Here is a 20,708-nt window from a genome sequence, read left to right on the forward strand (position 1 = left end):
AAATGAAGCGCAAACCGCGCGATTACTGCTCGAACGCGAAGATCTTGCCCGGATTCATGAGGTTTTTCGGGTCGAGCGCGTGTTTGATCGAGCGCATCACGGCGATCGCGTCCTCGCCGTGCTCCTCGATCATGAAGCCCATCTTGTGCAAGCCGACGCCGTGTTCGCCCGTGCAGGTGCCGCCGACCATCAGCGCGCGTTCGACGATGCGGTGATTCAGCCGTTCGGCTTCCGCTAGTTCCTCGGGCTTGGCCGGATCGAGCAGCATGGCGACGTGGAAGTTGCCGTCGCCGACATGGCCGACGATTGGGCAGGGAAGCGGCGAATCCACCAGGTCTTTTTCCGTTTCCTCGACGCATTCCGCGAGACGCGAGATCGGCACGCAGACATCCGTGGTGACGGCGCGGCAGCCGGGTTTCAGTTGCAGCATCGCAAAGTAGGCGTTGTGGCGCGCGTTCCAAAGACGACTGCGGTCTTCGGGACGGGTCGCCCATTCGAAACCGGTGCCGGCGTTCTCGGCGGCGATGTCCTGCACCGTTTGTGCTTGCTCCTTGACGCCCGCTTCCGTGCCGTGAAATTCGAAGAACAGCGTCGGCGATTCGGCGAGCGTCAGATTCGAATGACGATTGATTGCGCGCACGGCGAGCGAATCGACGAATTCGACGCGCGCAATGGGCACGCCCATCTGAATGGTTTCGATGACGGCGCGTACCGCATCGCCCATCGACGGGAAAGCGCAGATGGCGGCGGAAATGGCTTCGGGCTGCGGATAAAGCCGCACGGTGATTTCGGTGATGACACCGAGTGTGCCTTCCGAGCCGACGAAAAGACGCGTCAGGTCGTATCCCGCCGACGATTTGCGCGCGCGCGTGCCGGTTTTGATGACTCGGCCATCGGCGGTAACCACCGTGAGGCCGAGCACGTTTTCGCGCATCGTGCCGTAGCGCACGGCGTTGGTGCCGGAAGCGCGCGTTGCCGACATGCCGCCGATGCTCGCGTCCGCGCCGGGATCGATCGGGAAGAAGAGGCCGGTGTCTTTCAGCGCTTCGTTCAGTTGCTTGCGCGAAATGCCGGGTTCGACGGTGACCGTGAGGTCTTCGGCGTTGATCGAGATGACGTTTTTCATCTCCGACAAGTCGATGGAAACGCCGCCTTGCACTGCCAGCAGATGCCCTTCGAGCGACGAGCCGTTGCCGTAAGGGATGATCGGCGTGTCGTGTTCGGCGCAAAGTCTGACGATGGCCTGCACGTCATCTGTGCTGCGCGCGAAGACGACGGCGTCGGGCAGTTGCGGGTCGAACGGGGATTCGTCGCGGCCGTGGTGCTCGCGCACCGCCTGGGCGGTGGAAACGCGCTCCGCGAATCTTGAGCGCAGCGCATCGAGCAGGGCGGCGGGGAACGGGCGGCGGAAGGCGGTTCGTGCGGCTTCGGCGGGGTGGTTCACGGTGTCTCCGGGGCAGCTTGGGCGCTGCGATTGTTCGGTCGATTTTCGCGGCGGATTCGTCGCGTGTTGCTTATTCGTGTCACTAAACGCTTCAGGCGACGGATCGAGCACGTTGCGTTTTGCGCGCCGGTGCTTAATCGTCGCGCTCGTTGGGCTGCTGCGCTCGGCGTGGTCGAGTGCTTGCTTCACGACTTCCATCTCATTTTACGCCGATGGAATGGAGGGCGGCAGGCGGGTAAAACCGTGGGACCGCGTGCCTATAATGGGTCGGAGTTTCGGCGCGGTTCAAAGCGTGAACGCGCGTTTCGAGCGATGAATCAACGAGCAAGGAGAAAACGATGGGCAACCGTCTGAGCAAGATCGCCACCCGTACCGGCGATGATGGCACCACGGGGCTCGGCGACGGCCGTCGCGTTTCCAAGGACGATGCGCGGATTGCCGCAATCGGCGATGTCGATGAATTGAACTCGACTTTGGGCGTATTGCTATGCGAACCGCTGCCAACGGACGTGCGCGATGCGTTGACGACGATTCAGCACGATCTCTTCGATTTAGGCGGCGAGTTATCGATTCCCGGGCATTCGATGATCGAGGAATCGCATTTGGCGCAACTGGATGACTGGCTCGCGGAATACAACCGGACGTTGCCGCCGTTGGCTGAATTCATTCTGCCGGGCGGATCGAGAGCGGCGGCAGTGGCGCATGTGGCGCGGACGGTTTGCCGAAGAGCGGAGCGGTCGATCGTGGCGCTGGGGAAAATCGATGAAGCCGGAGTAAATGAAGCGCCGAGGCGGTATGTCAATCGGCTGTCGGACTTGCTTTTTGTCCTGGCGCGGGTTTTGAATCGCGCGGATGGCCAGAACGATATTTTGTGGAAGCATCAGCGCGACGCGGCAACCGATTAACCGTGAACGAATAGACAGCGGCCGCTGAGTTAGCGGCCGCTGTCTATATCTTAATTACCACCGCCTCGCGCAATGCGCCGCTGTTTAACCGACGCTGCCAATCCTTCGAGTACAGTCACGCTCTCATCCCAGCCGATACAAGCATCCGTCACGCTTTGTCCGTAAGTCAGCTCGCATCCTGGCTTGAGGTCTTGCCGGCCGCCAACCAGATGCGATTCAATCATCACGCCGATAATTCGCTCATCGCCGGAAGCGAGTTGCTTGCCAATATCCTCGCAAACCGGGATCTGATTCTCGTGTTTCTTCGAGCTATTCGCGTGACTGGCATCGATCATCAAGCGCGCCGCTAATCCCGCCTTGCCGATATCGCTGCAAGCCGCATCGACACTAGCGGCATCGAAATTCGGCGATTTACCTCCACGTAAAATGATATGGCAATCCTCGTTGCCGGCGGTTGAAACGATCGCCGAATGTCCGCCCTTCGTGACCGACAGGAAATGATGCGGCTGCGAAGCGGCCTTGATAGCATCGACGGCAATCTTGACATTTCCATCCGTGCCATTTTTAAAGCCCACCGGACAAGACAATCCCGATGCAAGCTCACGGTGAACCTGAGATTCGGTAGTCCGCGCCCCAATCGCGCCCCACGAAATCAGGTCCGCAATGTACTGCGGACTAATCATATCCAGATACTCGGTGCCGGCCGGCAAACCAAGCTCGTTGATATGCATGAGCAATTCCCGCGCAGCCCGCAATCCATCATTGATCTTGAAGCTGTTATCCATATACGGATCGTTGATCAGCCCTTTCCAGCCCACCGTGGTACGCGGCTTTTCGAAGTACACGCGCATCACGATTTCCAATTCGCCCGCAAAGCGCTTACGCTGTTCGATCAGTCGTCCCGCATATTCCATCGCCGCCTTGGGATCGTGAATGGAGCACGGTCCGACGATCACGATCAAGCGATCATCCATTCCGTGCAGTATGCGATGCATCGACTTGCGCGCGTTGTAGATCAGTTCCGACACGGGTTCGGCGCAAGGGAATTCGCGGATTAGATGCGCGGGAGGCGTCAGTTCTTTCAGCTCACGAATGCGGACATCGTCGGTATTGTGCGGGGGCATTTCTTTTCTCCTGCGTCTCTTTCAATCAAAACCAACGTGTGAAGGGCGAAAAAAAACCGCCAGACTCGCTGGCGGTTTTTCGGGAATTTGGTTTTGCGTACTTACCGTACTTGCAACGACCCCTCTCCATCCGCCAGCGGCTTGAGATGCCAAAAGAAATAAAAATAAAACTTGGCGGTCATGGCTTAAGAGAGAAAAGTCTGTCGCAAAAAAATCAGGTAGCTGCTTTTATAACCGCAAACACGCGGCGCTGGCAAGCCTTCCAATCGAAGAACGCGGGATTCCCGCATCGCCGGCCCGTGCAATCGCAAACCCAGCCCGAAGCGACGCGGAAAGCCCGCATCGAGAAACATCAAACCGTGCCGCCCACCGTCATTTTTTCGATGCGCAACGTCGGTTGCCCAACGCCCACCGGCACGCTCTGGCCTTCCTTGCCGCACACGCCGACGCCCGTATCCAGCGACATGTCGTTACCGATCATCGTTACGTATTTGAGCGATTCCGGTCCGCTGCCGATCAAGGTCGCGCCCTTCACCGGATACGTGATCTTGCCGTCCTCGATCATGTACGCCTCGGACGCCGAAAACACGAACTTGCCGTTGGTGATATCCACCTGTCCGCCGCCGAAATTCACCGCGTACAAGCCTTTCTTCACCGAAGCCAGAATTTCCTTCGGGTCCTTGTCGCCGTTGAGCATGTACGTGTTGGTCATGCGCGGCATCGGCAGGGCGGCGTACGATTCGCGGCGCGCGTTGCCCGTCACGGGCATTTTCATCAAACGCGCGTTGAGCGAATCCTGAATGTAGCCCTTGAGAATGCCGTCCTCGATCAGCGTCGTGCACTGCGTCGGATTGCCTTCGTCGTCGATGTTGAGCGAGCCGCGCCGATTCGGCAGCGTGCCGTCATCGACCACGGTCACGCCCTTCGCCGCGACCTGTTCGCCGATACGACCCGCGAACGCCGACGATCCCTTACGGTTGAAGTCGCCTTCCAGCCCGTGCCCGATTGCTTCGTGCAAGAGCACGCCCGGCCAGCCCGGCCCGAGCACGACGGTCATGGCGCCTGCGGGAGCCGGACGCGCTTCGAGATTCACGAGCGCCGCGTGCACCGCGTCGTCGACGTAGCGGTTCAGGATGTCGTCGGTGAAATAGCCGTAGTCGAAGCGTCCGCCACCGCCGCCCGTGCCGATCTCGCGGCGTCCGTTTTGCTCGGCGATCACCGTGACCGATACGCGCACGAGCGGTCGCACGTCGGCGGCGAGCGCGCCGTCGCTGCGCGCCACCAGCACGACGTCGTATTCACCGGCGAGCCCGGCCATGACTTGCGTGATGCGCGGATCGCGGCCGCGCGCCATCTGCTCGACGCGCTCCAGCAGCTTCACCTTCGCGTCGGAATCGAGCGAATGCAGCGGATCGGCGGGCAAATACAGATCGCGGCCCGACACGCCCGTGAGCGTGCTCGCCGACTTGATTTTGTGCTTGCCGCCGCCCGCTTTGGCGATCGCGCGTGTTGCGTGCGCCGCCTGGCGAATCGATTCGGGCGAAAGATCGTCGGAGTAGGCGAAAGCCGTGCGCTCGCCCGAGACGGCGCGCACGCCGACGCCCTGATCGATGCTGAAGCTGCCCGATTTGACGATGCCTTCTTCCAGACTCCACGCTTCGCTGCGCGTGGACTGAAAATAGAGGTCGGCGTAATCGACGCGATGCGTGAAAATTTCCGCAAGCGTACGCGTGATAAGCCCCTCGTCGAGGCCATACGGCGTAAGCAAAACGTCCTTCGCCGTGACCAGATTCCTAATGCCGGGTTCGATGATGTTCATGCGGTGCCTGTTGCGAGTTCGGTGATATTTCAGACCATTCTAATGGCTGACGGGGTTCGGTCATGTGCGGAGAAAAAATCGCGCTTTCAAGACCGTCGGAAAACCTATTTTCAAGATACTTAGCGCGCGCGTCTCAGCCGATCACGCGATGCCGATACGCCGGCAAGCTCTGTCGCACTGACGCGATGCGCGCCGGATCGATCTGGCCGGCCACGACGCCCGCGCCTTCGTCGCGCACGTCGATGATTTCGCCCCAAGGGTCGATCAGGATGCTGTGGCCGAAAGTGCGCCGGCCGTTTTCATGTTTGCCGCCTTGTGCCGCGGCGAGGACGTAGCACTGGTTTTCAATGGCGCGGGCGCGTAGCAAGATTTCCCAATGTGCCTTGCCGGTCGTGTAGGTGAACGCGGAGGGGACGACCATCAACGCGCAGTCGCCCATTTTTCGGTACAGCTCCGGGAATCGCAGGTCGTAGCACACCGAAAGGCCGACTCGTCCGAATGGCGCGTCGAAAGTCCGCACTTCGCTGCCGGGGCAGATGGTGCGCGCTTCGTCGAACGATTCCTCGCCTTTCTCGAAACTGAAGAGGTGAATCTTGTCGTAGCGCCCAACCTGCTTGCCGGCGGGGTCGAACACGAGCGTGGTGTTCAGCACGCGATCCGGCTCCGCCGACTGCAACGGCAAAGTCCCGCCGATCACCCACACGCGATGCTCGCGCGCTGCATCGGACAAGAATTGCTGGATCGGACCCGCGCCCGGCGTCTCGCGAATGGCGAGTTTGTCGGTGTCCTTGAAGCCCATGTAGCAGAAGTATTCGGGCAGGAGCACGAGTTGGGCGCCGTCGCGCGCGGCTTCCGCGATCAGCCGGCCGGCTTCGGTCAGGTTGCGATCGCGGTCCGGCGCGCTGACCATCTGCAGCGCGGCGACGCGGAAATTCGCGCTTTCGCTCGATTTATCGTTCATATTTTTGTGCGCGTTTGCCAAAAAAGGTGACGAAAATAGGGCGGAACCGTGCCGCCTTCACGGAGCGACTGCTGGTACGGCAGCAGGGACAGCGGCGGCGGCAGGTGTTTCGATCTTACCCTGATCGCCCCGCAGGCGCTGAACGACGGGTTTGGACCAGGGACCGGTGATCGAATAGTCGAGTTCGAACGCCTTCTGAATGGACTTCGACAATGCGAGATCGGCGGCAAGCGCGCCCAGACCGAGCAGCGGATTGATGACCGCCGCGCCGATTGCGACCGCGCCCGCGCCGACGGTCGGTATGACCTTCACGTGCAAATCCTGCGTGCGTTGCGGCAGGTCGACGAGCCCTTGCATCTGCACGCGCGCGGGCGATGTGATCATCACCAGATCGTCCGTCCTCGCGATGCCCTGTTCGATATGCGCGTCGCCCGTGACTTTCTCGAACGGCAGTCCCTTGCCGACGACATCCTGAAAATGCAGCGTGAGCAGATTCGCAAGGCTGCGCAAGCTGAAGATGCCGAGCCATTTCGCGGCGCCGGGCGCGCGCAGAATTTGGCCGTGACGCAAATCGACAGCGACGTTGCCATCGAGCGAATTTGGATCGACTGTCGTCGGGCCGCCGTTCCACGCCGCGTGACCGGACACCGTGCCCGCGCCGTGATTGACCGTGCGCGGCAGACCGAAGCGGTCGATCAACTGACCGGCGTCGTTCACGTCGAGCTTGAAGTCGAGTGCCGTGCGGCGCGGAAGGGTGTCGTCGTTCGCGGGTTTCACGGCGGTCGAGACCACGCCGCCCGGCAGCGTGCGCCACGTCGCGTTTGCGGTGAGCGTGGCGTCGGGGTTGGCGAGTTCGAGCTTGTCGAGCGTCCAGACGGGTTGACCGGCGACGACTTCGTTATGCGCATCGACCTGAAGCCGGCCGAGATCGTGCTCGCGATATACGAGCTCGTTCACGATGAGATCGATCGCGGGCATGTTGCGCGGCGGCTTGCTCACGATGCGTTCGTCCGGCGCGTTCGTCGCCGCTATCTTCTCGGGAATGACCACTTTGTCGAGGCGCGCCTGCAATGCGCCCGGACTTCCCTTGAGCGCGCCCGGCGTGAACGCGAGCGTGCCCGTCACCTGATTCGACGCCACGTTCGCCTGCCATTTGCGATTTGCCGGCTCTTCGTTCGCGCCGATCCGCACGTTGTCCCAGCGGCGGTCGAGCAGCTTGAGCGTGGTGAAGTGGATGTCGGCACGCGTCGGGATGAACTGCCTGACCATATCGTTCATCGGTGGCGAGGCGGGCGCGGCCGTATCGGCCACGGGTGAAGCGCTCGCGGATGCGTTGATATCGGCGATGAACTTGCGCCATGCGTCGGCATCGAGCGTGTCCATATCGACGAATGCCGACACGCCTTCGGCGGGCAACGCCGCCGGCTTGTTCACGGCGATCGCGCCGCGCGCAACCTTCAGCCGGGCGCGCATGTTCATCGGCTCGGCGGGGTTCTGCGGATCGACCGTGACCTGCGCGCGGCCGATTTGCTGCAGCGAGTAATGCGCCTGCACGGGCCCGAACGTGAGTTGCGCGTCATGCAGATCCGAAGGCCCGCCAGGCGCGGGCTGAAAGGTGAAAGCGAACGGCATGGGCGTGCCCTTCGCCTTCCCGAACGGCGCGGGCAGATCGAAGCCGATGCCCGTCAGATCCGAACTCGCCTGCACGACGGGCAACGCGTTCTTCACGCCATGCACGTGCGCCTGATACGGCGCGGAACCGTCGATGCGCTTCAGGAACTGCGCGACCTGCGGCGTTATACGCGTGTTCAGACGCTGTGCCGCGTCCGCGCCAATGCGCCCGTTCACATCGAACGTGTAGCTGCCGTCCGGTTGCACGCCGCCTTTCGCGCGCACGTCGCCGCCAAGCAGTTGCGCGTTCAGTCCTTCGAGCGTCACGGTCTTCGCCGCGAAATTCGCCTTGCCGCGCAGATGTTCGAGCGGCGGCAGATTGCCATAAGCGACTTCGTTGTCCGCGAACGTGAGCGAGCCTTTGTATTCGGTGCGAAGCGGCGGCGCGGGCGGCGGCGGCCGGAATCGCGGAATGCCGAGCGTGAGCGCGAGCGCGGCATCGCCTTTAGCTTGCAGCTTGCGCGTGGCGTGCTTGGCCATCAGGCCGAGCGAACTGTCGTCGACATACTGAAGCATGTCCGAGAGCGGTCCGCGTGCTTGCCCGTCGATCCACAGTTTCGATTCGCGGTCGCCGGTATCGTCGATGCGCCCGCTCAGATTCGATACCTTCACGCCACGATAATGTCCGCGCTCGACATCGAAGCGCAGTTTGTTTTGCGCGAGCTTGAACGTGCCGTCGATCCCGTCGAAACCCGGCCAGATGCTCGGCATGCCGTTGGCGAGTTTGCGCGGCGGGAACGGCGTCGGATCGAAACGGCCGCCGGTGAACGGCGCCTCGATGCGAAACACGCCCGCGTCCGGCGCCTTCGCATACGGGAACTTGGTGAGGTCGCCATGCACTTCGAGCACGCTGTTGCGCGCCACGCCCGCTTGCAGCGCATGCCCGAGATAGACGCGCACGCGTTCGTTGAGACTCGTCGGCAGATAGCGCACGAGCCTTGTGACCTGCATGTGCGCGATCTTCGCCTTGAGATCGAGATTGCCGCGCCCGTGGCCTTGATTCCAATATGAAGCGGTGACGTCGCCTTCGGCATCGGCGTTCTTCACACGCAGCGTGTCGAGGTGAATGGTGAATGCGCGGCGCAATTCGCCGGGCGCGATTTCATCGGCGACGGTCCAGGTTGCGTGGCCTTGCAGCGTATCGAAGGTCAGACGCGGATCATCGAACGCGCCGGGAATGGTGATGGCCGCATTTTTCGTATCGATGTCGATAGCGCCTTGCGCCTCGTTGGCATCGACATGACCCCACAGATTTTCGATGCCCGGAATGCCCGCACGCGGATGGTTGTTCACGGTAAGTCCCGGCGGCGGTTCCTGCGCCTGCACGCTGATTCCCTGCAAGTCGGCCTTGAGCGCGAAGTGCAAGAGCTTGGCGTCGCCTTTTTCGTGCTGCTGCTTTACCTCTTCTTCATTGCGCGGCGCCGCGCGCTCCGTGTAGATCGAGTAGTTCGCAATCTGCCCGCGCGGATTGAAGCGCACGAGTTCGTTGAGCACGCGCGGCGGCACGGGCAGCGCCCGCACGAAGTCCGCGAGGATGCCGAGATCGACGTGATCGCCCGCGACGCGAAACATCAATCCCTTGCCAACCGATGCCGGCCGGTACGTGCCCGTGAGCGTATGCGCCGCCAGAAGACGCGCGACCGGCGTGCCGTCCGAGAGCGCGGGCTGACCGAGTTCGGCATGGATGTCGGACAGATTCAGCGTGTAGGCCGTGTCGTTCTTGTCGATGGTCCAGTCGAAGCGCGCAATCGGCAATTCGAGGCGCGGCTGGGTGGCGCGCACGCGCAGCGCGACGTTGCCGCCGTTCAGATCGCCGCCTGCCTTTTGCAACTGGCCGCGCGCGAAGTCCACCCAGATACGGTTTTCGACGCGGCCATCGTAGATTTGAAAAGGCAGCTTCACGTAGCGGCCGAGCGTCGGCAGGTCGAGCGGCCCGGTGGAAACGTAGAGACGTCCGGTCCAGTTCGCGGGTGCGCCCATCGCGGTAAACGGCTCGTGGCGAAAGTCCGCGCGCACATCGAGCGGGCCGTGCAGCACGTCGCCGTCGGCGGGTGCATCGAGTGCGAGCCGATGCCGCAAGCCGTCGTTGAGGATGGTCAGTTGCAGGCGCTTGAACGCCACTTCGGGCGCGTCGCGTTCGGCATCGCGCCAACGCAGCGTGCCGTCGCGCAGACGAATGCGGTCTTGTCCGAGCAGCCAGTTCGTGAACGCGCCAGAACCCGTGCGATGCGTGGGAACAGGCACGCCCGCGACGGTCAGTTCGCCCTTGGCATTGCGCGCGACGATGACATCGGGACCATCGACGGTGAGATCGGCAAGCTTCGGCCGAAGATGCAGCAGCGAGCCCCACGCAATGCTCGCGCGCGCATGCGGCACCGCCACGCCGGGCGCTCCGTCGGCGGCGTCGATACGCAGATTGTCGATCAGAAAGGTGGGTTGCGAACCCGCCATGACCGCCGTGATCCGGCCGATATGTAGCTGCGCGTGAATGCGCGAGGAGACGAGTTGCTCGATGCGCGGCCGGAACGAATCGACCTGCGGCAACACGATATAGCGCAGCGCGAGATAGATGCCCGCAACCGCGAAGTACACCACGGGTGCGAACACGAGAACGATTTTGAAGACGCGTGAAAGCACGCGCTCGGCGTTGCCGCTGGGCTGGGCTTGTCCAACTTCGGTCGGGTCGACGGATCGTCTGCTGTCGGACATGCTGCGGCTAGTCGGCGATATGGTAGTTTTGCGTGTTTGACGCTGCAATGTAACACAGGGAAAAGCGGGCAAGGCTTGGCCGCGCCGCTCTGGAAAAGTCTCTCGGAGCCGCTTCGGACAAGCCTCGCGGACCGTTGGTTCAAACCGCTTCGCTGCCGGTGTACGATCAGCATCTGTACCAAGCAACGAGCGAGCCTACCCTTTCATGACCGACGCGAAACTCCTCAGTTCCAGTTATTCCAACTACGCGTCGCGCGCCTATTCGGCGCGTCCGGAACTAGCCTCCGATGTCGCCCAGTGGGCAAGGACGCCGATCACGCGGCAATGGATCGAAGCGCGCCTCGACGCTCATTGCGTGCCGTGCGTCGAGACCGGCACGCTCGATGAAGCCGCGCTCAAGACGGCGTTGCGCCGCTTACGCATGGAGGTTTTCTGCACGGCGATGGAGCGCGATCTAGCGGGCACGGCGGATGTCGCCGAAGTCACCGGCGCAATGACGGATCTCGCCGAAGTAACGATCCAACGCGCCATCGCGGTACTCGCGGCCGACCTCGAAGCGCTCTTCGGCGAGCCGCGCTCACCCGAAGGCGAACGGCTCACGCTCGGCGTCGTCGGCATGGGCAAGCTTGGCGGGCGCGAACTGAACGCGTCGTCGGATATCGATCTGATCTTCGTTTATGAAGACGATGGCGAAACCGCCGGCGGCAAGCGCTCGCCGCTCTCGGTGCAGGAATTCTTCACACGGCTCGGGCGGCGCGTGATCGGCGCGCTCGCGGAGATGACGCAAGACGGCTACGTGTTTCGCGTCGACATGCGGTTGCGTCCCAACGGCGATTCGGGTCCGCTCGTGTGCAGTCTCGGCATGCTCGAAGAGTATTTCTATGTGCAAGGGCGGGAATGGGAACGCTACGCGTGGATCAAGGGGCGCGTCGTCTCGGAGACGAAGAGCGATGCCGCGCGCCGTCTCGTCAAACAACTCGAAGCCATTGCGACGCCGTTCATCTATCGGCGATACCTCGACTACGGCGTGATCGCCGCGATTCGCTCGTTGCATCTGCAGATTCGGCAGGAAGCGCGGCGGCGCGCGTCCATGCGTCCCGACAAGGCCGACGACATCAAGCTCGGACGCGGCGGTATCCGCGAGATCGAGTTCAGCGCGCAGGTTTTCCAGTTGATTCGCGGCGGACAGGCGGCGGATTTTCGCATTCGTCCGACGCTCAAGGTGCTCGAACGCGCCGCCGCGCACGGGCTGATCGCGCAGAACGTGTGCGACTCGCTCACCGACGCGTATCTGTTTCTGCGCACGGTGGAGCATCGGCTGCAGTATCGCAACGACGCGCAGACGCATGCCATGCCGGTTGCCGACGACGAGCGCGCGTTGCTCGCGGCATCGCTCGGATTTGCGAACTACGCCGCGTTGATGGACAAGCTCGATGCGCATCGCGAATTCGTCGAACAACAGTTCGATGCCATCTTCGCCGACAAGATCGGCGGTGAAAACGGCTGCGGCGTGTCGGACGATTCGGCTGCATCGTGGATCTGGAGCAGCGCGCTCGCCGACGATTCCGCGCAGGAAGAACTCGCCGGCCGTCTGTCCGAACTCGGCTTCGCGGACCCGGCGCCGGTGCTCGCGCGTCTAACGGGCGTGTGGAATTCCACGCGTTACGCGAGCCTGAACGAGCACAGCCGCGAGCGCTTCGACGTGGTCGCGCAGCGCGCGCTCGAAGTCGTGCAGTCGATCGATGCCGCGCGTCGCGGCGATGTGATCGCGCGGCTTTTCGACTTGCTCGAAGCCATCGGCAAACGCGGCGCGTATCTCGCGCTTCTGACTGAATATCCGGCGGCGCTCGAACGCGTGCTGTCCGTGTTGTCCGGCTCGCGCTGGGCGGCGGGTTATCTCATTCGCCATCCGCAATTGCTGGACGAATTGCTCGATGACGAAGCCATTGCCAGCCCGTTCGACTGGGACGGGTTCAAGCGTTCGCTGCTCGCCCGGCTTGCGGCAGCGGAGGACGCGGAGCATCAGATGGACTTGCTGCGTCACGCGCATCAGGCCGAAGTATTCCGCATTCTGCTGATCGATCTGGCGGGACATCTGTCGGTGGAACATGTGAGCGACCGTCTGTCCGAACTCGCCGATGCCGTGCTCGACGTAACCGTGCAGACGGTTTGGCGGCAGTTTCCGAAGCGGCATCGCGATACGCCGCGCTTCTCCGTCATCGCGTATGGAAAGCTCGGCGGCAAGGAACTGGGTTATGCGTCCGATCTCGATCTGATCTTTCTTTACGACGATCCCGACGATTCGAACGACAGCGCCGCCGACATTTACGCGATGTTCGCGCGCCGTCTCATCACGTGGCTCACGGCGGCGACCGGCGCGGGCACGCTGTTCGATGTGGACTTGCGTCTACGGCCGAACGGCGAATCGGGTTTGCTGGTGACGAGTCTGGAGTCGTTTCGCCGCTATCAGATTCGTGAAGGCGATGCCGCGAATACCGCGTGGGTCTGGGAGCATCAGGCGCTTTCGCGCGCTCGCTACAGCGCCGCCGACGCCGAGATCGGCGCGCACTTCGAAGCCATTCGCGCGGACGTGCTGGTGATGGAGCGCGATGCGGCATCGCTTGCCCGCGAGATCGTCGCGATGCGCGAGCGTGTGGCGGCGGGGCATCCCAATCGCAGCGAATTGTTCGATCTGAAGCACGATCGCGGCGGGATGGTGGATATCGAGTTCATCGTGCAGTACTGGGTGTTGCTGCACTCGCGCGAGCATCGCGAGTTCGTGCGCAATGCGGGCAATATCACCTTGCTCAAGATCGCGGCGCAGAGCGGGTTGATCAGCGCGGACGAAGCGGAAACGATTGGCGCGGTGTACCGGCACTACCGCAAGCTGCAGCACACGCTGCGGCTCGATGGAATGGAGAAGGCGCGCGTCGCGCCGGATGCGGTAAAGGGCGAAAGGGAAGCGGTGACGGCGTTGTGGAGACGCGTGTTCTCGATTGCCGAGTAAGGTGGAAGGCGGCGCAGCGTTTTTGCGCCGCCTCGTTCGCCCGCGCCTCAAGCCGCGAGCATCTCCTTTGCATGCTTGCGTGTCGTCGCCGTGATTTCGATTCCTCCCAGCATCCGCGCCACTTCTTCGATGCGTTTCGACTTGTCGAGCGGCGTCACCGTGCTGACCGTGCCGCCGGCATCGTGGGAAGTTTTCGCCACCTGGAAATGCTGATCGCCGCGCGCCGCGACTTGCGGCAAGTGCGTGACGCACAGCACTTGCCGGTCGCGTCCGAGTTGATGCAAGAGCCGTCCGACCACTTCCGCCACGCCGCCGCCAATGCCCGTATCCACTTCGTCGAAGATCAGCGTGGGCGTCGGGCTCGCGGTGCTCGCGATCACGGCGAGCGCGAGGCTGATGCGCGCGAGTTCGCCGCCCGATGCGACCTTCGCGAGCGGCCGTAACGCGACGCCAGCGTGGCCCGCCACGCGAAACTCGATCTGTTCCAGCCCGTTTGCGCCGCCTTCCGCAAGCGGCACGAGCGCGACTTCGAAGCTGCCGCCCGCCATCGACAATTCCTGCATGCCTTCGGTGACTGCCTTCGACAAAGTCTTGGCCGCTTTCGCGCGCGCCTTCGACAGCGCTTTTGCATCCGCGAGATAAGCGTCCTTCGCTTTCTCGGCGACGGCGTTGAGCGCGTCGAGGTCCGCGGCGGCATCGAGTTCGGCTAACTGGCTGCGGCGCGCTTCATGTTCCTCGGGCAGCGCTTCGGGCTGAAGGCGGAACTTGCGCGCCGTCGAGTGAAGCTGATCCATGCGACGCTCGACCTGCGCGAGCCGGTCAGGATCGAGTTCGAGGCGCTGCGCGTAGTGCGAAAGCGAGTACGACGCTTCCTGCAACTGAATCTCGGCGGGTTCGAGCGAGGCGAGCACGTCGCTCAACGCGGGATCGATATCGGCCAGATCGCGCAGCTTCGTGATGATGGCTGCGAGTTGGGAAATCATGGCTTCGTCGGATTCGGACAATGCGGACAGCGCGCTTTGCACGCCGTCGATGAGACTTGCCGAGTGCGAGAGCCGATGATGCTCCGCGCTCACTTCCTCCCATTCGCCCGGCTGCGGCGCGAGCTTGTCGAACTCGCTCAACTGCCATGCGAGACGCTCGCGTTCCAGTTGCAGTTCGCGGTCGCGGCTTTGCGCGGCTTCTACGGCCTGCTGGGCCTCGCGATACGCACGCCACGCGCGATTCACGGTGCTCGCTGTGTCGACGAGACCGGCGTGCGTGTCGAACAGTTCGCGTTGCGCGTCGGGGCGCATCAGCAATTGATGCGCGTGCTGGCCGTGGATGTCGACGAGCATTTCGCCCACTTCGCGCAGTTGCGTGAGCGTGGCCGGCGTGCCGTTGATGAACGCGCGCGAGCGGCCGCCGGAATCGATCACGCGGCGCAACATGACGGTGTCGCTGTCTTGCGAGAGCGCGTGCTCGTCCAGCCAGCGCGCCACTTGCGCGTGCGTGGTGAATTCAGCGGTAATGTCGGCGCGCGCTTCGCCCGTGCGCACGACGCTCGCGTCGGCGCGGGCGCCGAGCGTGAGCGCGAGGGCGTCGATCAGGATGGATTTGCCTGCGCCGGTTTCACCCGAAAAAACCGTGAAGCCGGAGTCGAACTCGATATCCAGCGCGGCAACGATAACGAAGTCCCGAATGGAGAGATGACGGAGCATGGACGCTTGGAAAGGGCGTGGTGAGCGCTTCAGAGGGCGGAGTCTTGCGAGGGATGCTCGTTCCAGTGCAGCTTTTTGCGCAACGTGGCGTACGTGCTGTAGCCGACCGGATGCAGCACCGGCACCGTGTGCCGTGAGCGCCGCACTTCGATGGCGTCGTTCAGCTCGACGGCCGTGAACGACTGCATGTCGAAGTTCACGTTGACATCGCGCCCGCCGATGAACTGAATGGTCACCTTGGAGTCGTCGGGCAGCACGATCGGACGGTTCGAGAGCGAATGCGGCGCAATCGGCACGAGCACGAAGCCCTGCAACTGCGGATGAAGAATCGGCCCCGCCGACGAAAGCGCGTAGGCGGTCGAGCCGGTGGGCGTCGCGACGATCAGACCATCCGAGCGCTGGTTGTACATGAAGTGGCCATCCACCGACACGCGCAGTTCCGCCATGCCTGAAAAGCCGCTGCGATTGACCACGACATCGTTGAAGGCGAGCGCGTGATAGATCGGCTTGTCGTTGCGCACGATACGCGCTTCGAGCAGGCTGCGTTCCTCGCGCTCGAACTGTCCGGCGAGCATCTGCGGCACGATCTCGCGCATCTCGGTGAGCGGGATGTCCGTGATGAAGCCGAGCCGCCCGTGATTCACGCCGATGAGCGGCGTCTTGTACGGCGCAAGCTGGCGGCCCACGCCGAGCATGGTGCCGTCGCCGCCCAGCACGACCGCCACGTCCGCGCGCGCGCCGATTTCGGCGACCGAGAGCGCCGGGTAATCGGTCACGCCGACATCCTTCGCGGTGCCGGCCTCGAACACGACCTCGAAACCCTGCTTCGAGATCAGCTCCGCAAGCAGGCGCAGCGGCGTCTCGATGCCGGGCGTATTGGTGCGCCCGATGAGCGCGACAGTCTTGAATTGGCCAATTTCCATGCCGGCATTACACCATAGGTGGAAGGCGAAAAGAACCGTGCGCGAAGGGTGGCTGCGACGCCACCCGATCACGCCGGGGCACGCCCGTTGTTTATCGCTAGAATGGAGCGGACATTGAATCGCTCGACAAGCGATTCATCGCGGCGGGTACGTTCGCCGCGCCACGACACGTTAGGCTAAAATTTCCCCATGCTAGACCCACGTGCACAAACCCTCCTCAAAACGCTGATCGAGCGCTACATCGCCGAAGGTCAGCCGGTCGGTTCGCGCACGTTATCACGGCATTCCGGCCTGGAGCTGAGTCCCGCGACCATTCGCAACGTGATGTCGGACCTGGAAGACCTCGGTCTCGTCGTCAGCCCGCACACGTCGGCGGGACGCATTCCCACGCCGCGCGGCTATCGGCTCTTCGTCGACACCATGCTCACCGTGGAAGCGCCGCAAGACGAAGCCATGACCACCGCCGTCAAGACGCGCCTGCAAGGCGAGGAGCCGCAGAAGATCGTCGCGGCGGCGGCGAGCGTGCTGTCGAGTCTCTCGTCGTTCGCTGGCGTGATCCTCACGCCGCGCCGCAGTCACATGTTCAAGCAGATCGAATTCATGCGGCTGTCGGACAAGCGCATTCTGCTTATCATCGTGACGCCCGAAGGCGACGTGCAGAACCGCATGATGGCGACGCAGCGCGACTATTCGCCGTCGCAACTCACGGAAGCCTCCAACTACATCAACGCGCATTTCGCGGGCCTGTCCTTCGACGAAGTGCGTCTGCGGCTGCGTCAGGAAATCGACGAATTGCGCGGCGACATGACCGCGCTCATGCAGGCGGCCGTGGTCGCGAGCACCGCCGAAACCGATCCGGGCGAGACCGTGCTGATTTCCGGCGAGCGCAACCTGCTCGAAGTGGCGGACCTTTCGTCCGACATGGCGCGGCTGCGCAAGCTGTTCGATTTGTTCGACCAAAAGACGAGCCTCCTGCAATTGCTGGATGTTTCGAGTCACGCGCAGGGCGTGCAGATTTTCATCGGCGGGGAATCTAATCTGGTGCCGATCGAGGAAATGAGCGTCGTGACCGCGCCGTATGAAGTCAACGGCAAGATCGTCGGCACGCTCGGCGTGATCGGACCCACGCGCATGGCCTACAACCGCGTGATTCCCATCGTCGATATCACCGCACGCCTGTTGTCCATGTCGCTCAGTTCTCAATAGCTTTTCCTTCAGCCCATCATGCCGGCCCGCGCGCCGCGCCGCCACTAGGCCGTTCGGCCAATGATGCGGCGTGAAACGCGCCGCTATAATGGGTTTCACCTTTCGACCACTTCCGGCCGCCTTGCCCTATGCGTTTCGATCTCGAGTTGCCTTCGCAGCCTAGCGCTTCGCATCGTGTCGCGGTGCTGCTGATCAATCTCGGCACGCCGGACGCGCCCACGCCGCGTGCCGTGCGCAAGTATCTGGCGCAGTTCCTCTCCGATCCGCGCGTGGTCGAGATTCCCTCCTTGCTCTGGCAGATCATTCTGCGGTTGATCATCTTGCCGTTTCGCGGGCGCGCGTCGGCAAAGAAATATGCGCAGGTCTGGATGGCGGAAGGCTCGCCCTTGCGTGTCTATACGGAGAAGCAGGTCGAGGGCTTGCGGCGCCTCTTTGCGGCAAACGACTACCACGTGCTCGTCGACTACGCGATGCGCTACGGCACGCCGGGCATCGGCGTCATGCTCAATCAGCTCAAGCTCGAAGGCGCCGAGCGCATTCTCCTGGTGCCGATGTATCCGCAGTACTCGTCTTCGACCACCGCGACCGCTTTCGACGACGCCTTTACCGCGCTCAAGCGCGTGCGCAATCAGCCCGAGATTCGCACCATTCGTCATTACGCGGATCATCCGGCGTATATCTCCGCGCTTGCAGAGCAGGTGCGCGATTACTGGCGTCATCACGGCGTGCCGGATTTTGCCGCCGGCGACAAGCTCGTGCTGAGTTTTCACGGCGTCCCCAAGCGAACCATGGATCTCGGCGACCCGTATCACGACCAGTGTCAGTTGACGGGCTCGCTGCTCGCCTCCGCGTTGGGGCTCACGCCGGTGGAATGTCGCGTCACGTTCCAGTCGCGCTTCGGCCGCGCGGAATGGCTGCAGCCATACACCGCGCCGACGCTCGCGGAACTCGGCGCGGCGGGTGTTGCGCGCGTGGACGTTTTTTGTCCGGGCTTCACGGCGGATTGTCTTGAGACGATCGAGGAAATCGGCATCGAGGTGCGCGACGAATTTCTGCACGCAGGCGGCAAGCAGTTTCACCGCATTCCTTGCCTAAATGCATCGCCGGCGTGGATCAAGGCGCTGGGAGAAATCGCGGCGCAGAATCTGCAAGGCTGGCCGGTGCAGGCCGTGCAGCCATTGACGGTTGCCGCCTGAACGAACGGTTATTCATGAACTACACGATTTCGACGGAACCGGGCGCGCGTCTGCGCATCGACAAATGGCTTTGGGCGGCGCGCTTCTTCAAGACGCGTTCGCTCGCGAGCGACGCGGTGGAGAAAGGCCGCGTGAAGATCGGCGGGGCGAACGTGAAGCCGTCGAAGGACGTGCGCGTCGGCGATCTCGTCGAGATCGATATCGAGCGGATCGTCTGGCAAGTGGAAGTAAAGGGCGTGTGCGACGTGCGCGGACCGGCTAGCGTGGCCCAGACGCTTTACGCGGAAACGGAAGAGGGCCGAGTGAAGCGGTTAGCCGAAGCCGAGCGGCGCAAGACGTTTCGCGAGCCGGCTGCCGGAATTCAGGGCAGGCCGACGAAGCGCGACCGGCGCATTATCGACAAACTGGCAGGTTCGGATTGAAGTAATTTTCGATGGTCGCATGAACGCCGCCGTACTCGGTGTTACGGGCGGTGACAGCGCCGGACATACATATGGTGGTCGTTCCCGCAACCAGTACCAGAGCGACCACCGCGATAGCAAAGGTCAGTTTCATGGTACCCCCGGTGAGCGGGATAACCGGTCGTGAAAACCGGAAGGAAACGGGCAAGGGCTGAGCGGTTATTGCATTCGTAGGATTAGGGTTAACGTGTTCCTGCGACGCATGTTCGAAGTGTAGGCGAACAACGCAATCGCCTCAATCTGATTTTGGCGTACTGCGACGAAACGCCCATTACGAAGCGTTTCTCGCAGTCAAATGTGGCGAATTTTGCACTTAACGCGTCACGCAGCCGACAAGCGTGGCCCGCCGTTGTCCGATGTTTGAAGCGCACGCGAAAAAAGCTAAATTTCGTCCGAAAAATCGCTTCTGGAGCCTTGAAAATCCCTCGGATGCCCCAAATTCCGCCGCTAGTGCGAAAAAGCCTGGCCTGGTTCTCGGCGGTAAGAGGACTCCCGGCCGATCGCATCCATTTCACTCACAGCAATACATTCAGCGACATGGAAAACACGCAAGAGAATCCAGCGAGCCAGAACCCTACGCCCGCAGACGAAACCGCGCGCCAGGCCGCCGACCCGACCCAAGCCGGCGCAACCGGAGCGCCGACGGGCGCCGATGCGCCGCAAGTCGCGCCGGACGCGAACGAAGCCGCGCTGGCCGAAGCACAGGCGAAGATCGCCGCGCTCCAGGAAGAGTTCCTGCGCGCCAAGGCGGAAACGGAAAACGTGCGTCGCCGCGGTCAGGACGATGTGCAAAAGGCGCACAAGTTCGCCATCGAAAGCTTTGCCGAACATCTGCTGCCGGTACTCGACAGCCTCGAAGCCGCGCTTGCCGATCAATCGTCCGATCTCGTCAAGGTGCGGGAAGGCGTCGAACTCACGCTGCGTCAACTGACCGCTGCGCTGGAAAAGGGGCGCGTCACCGCGCTGAATCCGGTGGGCGAGAAGTTCGACCCGCATCGTCACCAGGCTATTTCCATGGTGCCGGCCGAGCAGGAAGCGAATACCGTCGTGTCCGTGCTGCAAAAGGGCTACGTGATTTCGGATCGCGTGCTGCGTCCGGCTCTCGTCACCGTCGCCGCACCGAAGTAACGCGCCGCGAGAACGCCATGGCCGCCTCGGAGAATCGCGTTCCCGTCGATGCCACCGCGTTTTCGGTCTTCGCCATGCAGGAGCTGGACGCCCCCGGTTTCGACGCCGGGCTGGCTTCGGCGGGCGATGATCTGGCCGTCGTGTTCTTCTGGGGCGTCGACTGCTTCAACTGCGAAATCGCCAAGAAAGCGATGCTCGCGAAGCCCGATCAAATTCGCGCGCTCGGACTGAAGTGGTTTCACAGCAATGTCTACGAGCATCGGGAACTGGGACGGCGCTTTTTGCTGCATGGCGTGCCGACGTGGTTTTTCTTTCATCGCGGCAAGCGTCTTGGGCGCGCCACCGGCTGGCATGGTCTCGCGCAATTCGAAGCGGCGGTCGCGGCGGCACGGGAAAAGATCCGCGGCAAGGCTTCCGAGTGAAAAAAGATATAGACCGCATCGCTTTCAGGGTC

General features: G+C 62.6%; 14 protein-coding genes. 7 read left to right on the forward strand and 7 right to left on the reverse strand.

What is annotated here, in order from left to right:
* Positions 1–22: 22 nt before the first annotated feature.
* Positions 23–1,444 carry an FAD-binding oxidoreductase gene (locus QCE79_RS01855; protein ID WP_250491797.1) on the reverse strand — a complete coding sequence of 474 codons (1,422 nt, stop codon included), beginning with the start codon at positions 1,442–1,444 and terminating at the stop codon, positions 23–25.
* Between the two features lie 338 nt (positions 1,445–1,782).
* Between QCE79_RS01855 and QCE79_RS01860 the strand changes: the two genes are divergently transcribed.
* The gene (locus QCE79_RS01860; protein WP_309841389.1) at positions 1,783–2,349 is read left to right on the forward strand and encodes a cob(I)yrinic acid a,c-diamide adenosyltransferase; all 567 of its coding nucleotides are present in this window, start codon (positions 1,783–1,785) and stop codon (positions 2,347–2,349) included.
* Positions 2,350–2,399: 50 nt separating this feature from the next.
* Here the strand turns inward: QCE79_RS01860 and aroG are convergent, their stop codons facing one another.
* The 4 genes from aroG to QCE79_RS01880 form a co-directional block, all read right to left on the reverse strand.
* The gene (aroG, locus tag QCE79_RS01865) at positions 2,400–3,473 is read right to left on the reverse strand and encodes a 3-deoxy-7-phosphoheptulonate synthase AroG (RefSeq protein ID WP_250463084.1); all 1,074 of its coding nucleotides are present in this window, start codon (positions 3,471–3,473) and stop codon (positions 2,400–2,402) included.
* Positions 3,474–3,825: 352 nt separating this feature from the next.
* Complete coding sequence (gene tldD, locus QCE79_RS01870) at positions 3,826–5,292, reverse strand: metalloprotease TldD (RefSeq protein ID WP_244827035.1); 1,467 nt, start codon at positions 5,290–5,292, stop codon at positions 3,826–3,828.
* A gap of 133 nt (positions 5,293–5,425) precedes the next feature.
* Positions 5,426–6,253: a carbon-nitrogen hydrolase family protein gene (locus tag QCE79_RS01875; RefSeq protein ID WP_309841391.1), complete on the reverse strand. Its 828-nt coding sequence runs from the start codon at positions 6,251–6,253 to the stop codon at positions 5,426–5,428.
* Positions 6,254–6,310: 57 nt separating this feature from the next.
* Positions 6,311–10,633 carry a YhdP family protein gene (locus tag QCE79_RS01880; RefSeq protein ID WP_309841394.1) on the reverse strand — a complete coding sequence of 1,441 codons (4,323 nt, stop codon included), beginning with the start codon at positions 10,631–10,633 and terminating at the stop codon, positions 6,311–6,313.
* 205 nt (positions 10,634–10,838) lie between these two features.
* On the opposite strand from QCE79_RS01880, the gene glnE reads away from it, so the two are divergent.
* Positions 10,839–13,640, forward strand: coding sequence for a bifunctional [glutamate--ammonia ligase]-adenylyl-L-tyrosine phosphorylase/[glutamate--ammonia-ligase] adenylyltransferase (gene glnE, locus QCE79_RS01885; RefSeq protein WP_309841396.1), 2,802 nt, complete (start codon positions 10,839–10,841; stop codon positions 13,638–13,640).
* Between the two features lie 47 nt (positions 13,641–13,687).
* Here the strand turns inward: glnE and recN are convergent, their stop codons facing one another.
* The gene (gene recN / locus QCE79_RS01890; RefSeq protein ID WP_309841399.1) at positions 13,688–15,340 is read right to left on the reverse strand and encodes a DNA repair protein RecN; all 1,653 of its coding nucleotides are present in this window, start codon (positions 15,338–15,340) and stop codon (positions 13,688–13,690) included.
* Between the two features lie 29 nt (positions 15,341–15,369).
* Positions 15,370–16,263: an NAD kinase gene (locus tag QCE79_RS01895; RefSeq protein ID WP_244827040.1), complete on the reverse strand. Its 894-nt coding sequence runs from the start codon at positions 16,261–16,263 to the stop codon at positions 15,370–15,372.
* A gap of 189 nt (positions 16,264–16,452) precedes the next feature.
* Here QCE79_RS01895 and hrcA point away from each other — a divergent pair, with 189 nt between their 5' ends.
* From hrcA to QCE79_RS01920, 5 genes are all read left to right on the forward strand, one after another.
* Positions 16,453–17,469, forward strand: a complete 1,017-nt coding sequence (hrcA, locus tag QCE79_RS01900; RefSeq protein ID WP_244827041.1) for a heat-inducible transcriptional repressor HrcA — start codon at positions 16,453–16,455, stop codon at positions 17,467–17,469.
* Between the two features lie 128 nt (positions 17,470–17,597).
* A complete protein-coding gene (gene hemH / locus QCE79_RS01905; protein WP_244827042.1) occupies positions 17,598–18,665 on the forward strand; it encodes a ferrochelatase in 1,068 nt (355 codons plus the stop codon).
* Positions 18,666–18,679: 14 nt separating this feature from the next.
* A complete protein-coding gene (locus QCE79_RS01910; RefSeq protein ID WP_244827043.1) occupies positions 18,680–19,087 on the forward strand; it encodes an RNA-binding S4 domain-containing protein in 408 nt (135 codons plus the stop codon).
* A gap of 576 nt (positions 19,088–19,663) precedes the next feature.
* Positions 19,664–20,254 (forward strand): nucleotide exchange factor GrpE, encoded by a 591-nt coding sequence (gene grpE / locus QCE79_RS01915; RefSeq protein WP_244827044.1) that lies wholly within the window; start codon positions 19,664–19,666, stop codon positions 20,252–20,254.
* 17 nt (positions 20,255–20,271) lie between these two features.
* Positions 20,272–20,676, forward strand: a complete 405-nt coding sequence (locus QCE79_RS01920; protein WP_309841402.1) for a thioredoxin family protein — start codon at positions 20,272–20,274, stop codon at positions 20,674–20,676.
* Positions 20,677–20,708 lie beyond the last annotated feature (32 nt).

Source organism: Caballeronia sp. LZ003, assembly GCF_031451465.1.
In the GTDB taxonomy this organism is placed as follows: domain Bacteria; phylum Pseudomonadota; class Gammaproteobacteria; order Burkholderiales; family Burkholderiaceae; genus Caballeronia.

Bases quoted from the DNA above. Each gene is read 5' to 3' on its own strand.
- QCE79_RS01860 (WP_309841389.1), top strand. From the start codon at position 1,783: ATGGGCAACCGTCTGAGCAAGATCGCCACCCGTACCGGCGATGATGGC.
- aroG (WP_250463084.1), bottom strand. From the start codon at position 3,473: ATGCCCCCGCACAATACCGACGATGTCCGCATTCGTGAGCTGAAAGAA.
- tldD (WP_244827035.1), bottom strand. From the start codon at position 5,292: ATGAACATCATCGAACCCGGCATTAGGAATCTGGTCACGGCGAAGGAC.
- QCE79_RS01875 (WP_309841391.1), bottom strand. From the start codon at position 6,253: ATGAACGATAAATCGAGCGAAAGCGCGAATTTCCGCGTCGCCGCGCTG.
- QCE79_RS01880 (WP_309841394.1), bottom strand. From the start codon at position 10,633: ATGTCCGACAGCAGACGATCCGTCGACCCGACCGAAGTTGGACAAGCC.
- glnE (WP_309841396.1), top strand. From the start codon at position 10,839: ATGACCGACGCGAAACTCCTCAGTTCCAGTTATTCCAACTACGCGTCG.
- recN (WP_309841399.1), bottom strand. From the start codon at position 15,340: ATGCTCCGTCATCTCTCCATTCGGGACTTCGTTATCGTTGCCGCGCTG.
- QCE79_RS01895 (WP_244827040.1), bottom strand. From the start codon at position 16,263: ATGGAAATTGGCCAATTCAAGACTGTCGCGCTCATCGGGCGCACCAAT.
- hrcA (WP_244827041.1), top strand. From the start codon at position 16,453: ATGCTAGACCCACGTGCACAAACCCTCCTCAAAACGCTGATCGAGCGC.
- hemH (WP_244827042.1), top strand. From the start codon at position 17,598: ATGCGTTTCGATCTCGAGTTGCCTTCGCAGCCTAGCGCTTCGCATCGT.
- QCE79_RS01910 (WP_244827043.1), top strand. From the start codon at position 18,680: ATGAACTACACGATTTCGACGGAACCGGGCGCGCGTCTGCGCATCGAC.
- grpE (WP_244827044.1), top strand. From the start codon at position 19,664: ATGGAAAACACGCAAGAGAATCCAGCGAGCCAGAACCCTACGCCCGCA.
- QCE79_RS01920 (WP_309841402.1), top strand. From the start codon at position 20,272: ATGGCCGCCTCGGAGAATCGCGTTCCCGTCGATGCCACCGCGTTTTCG.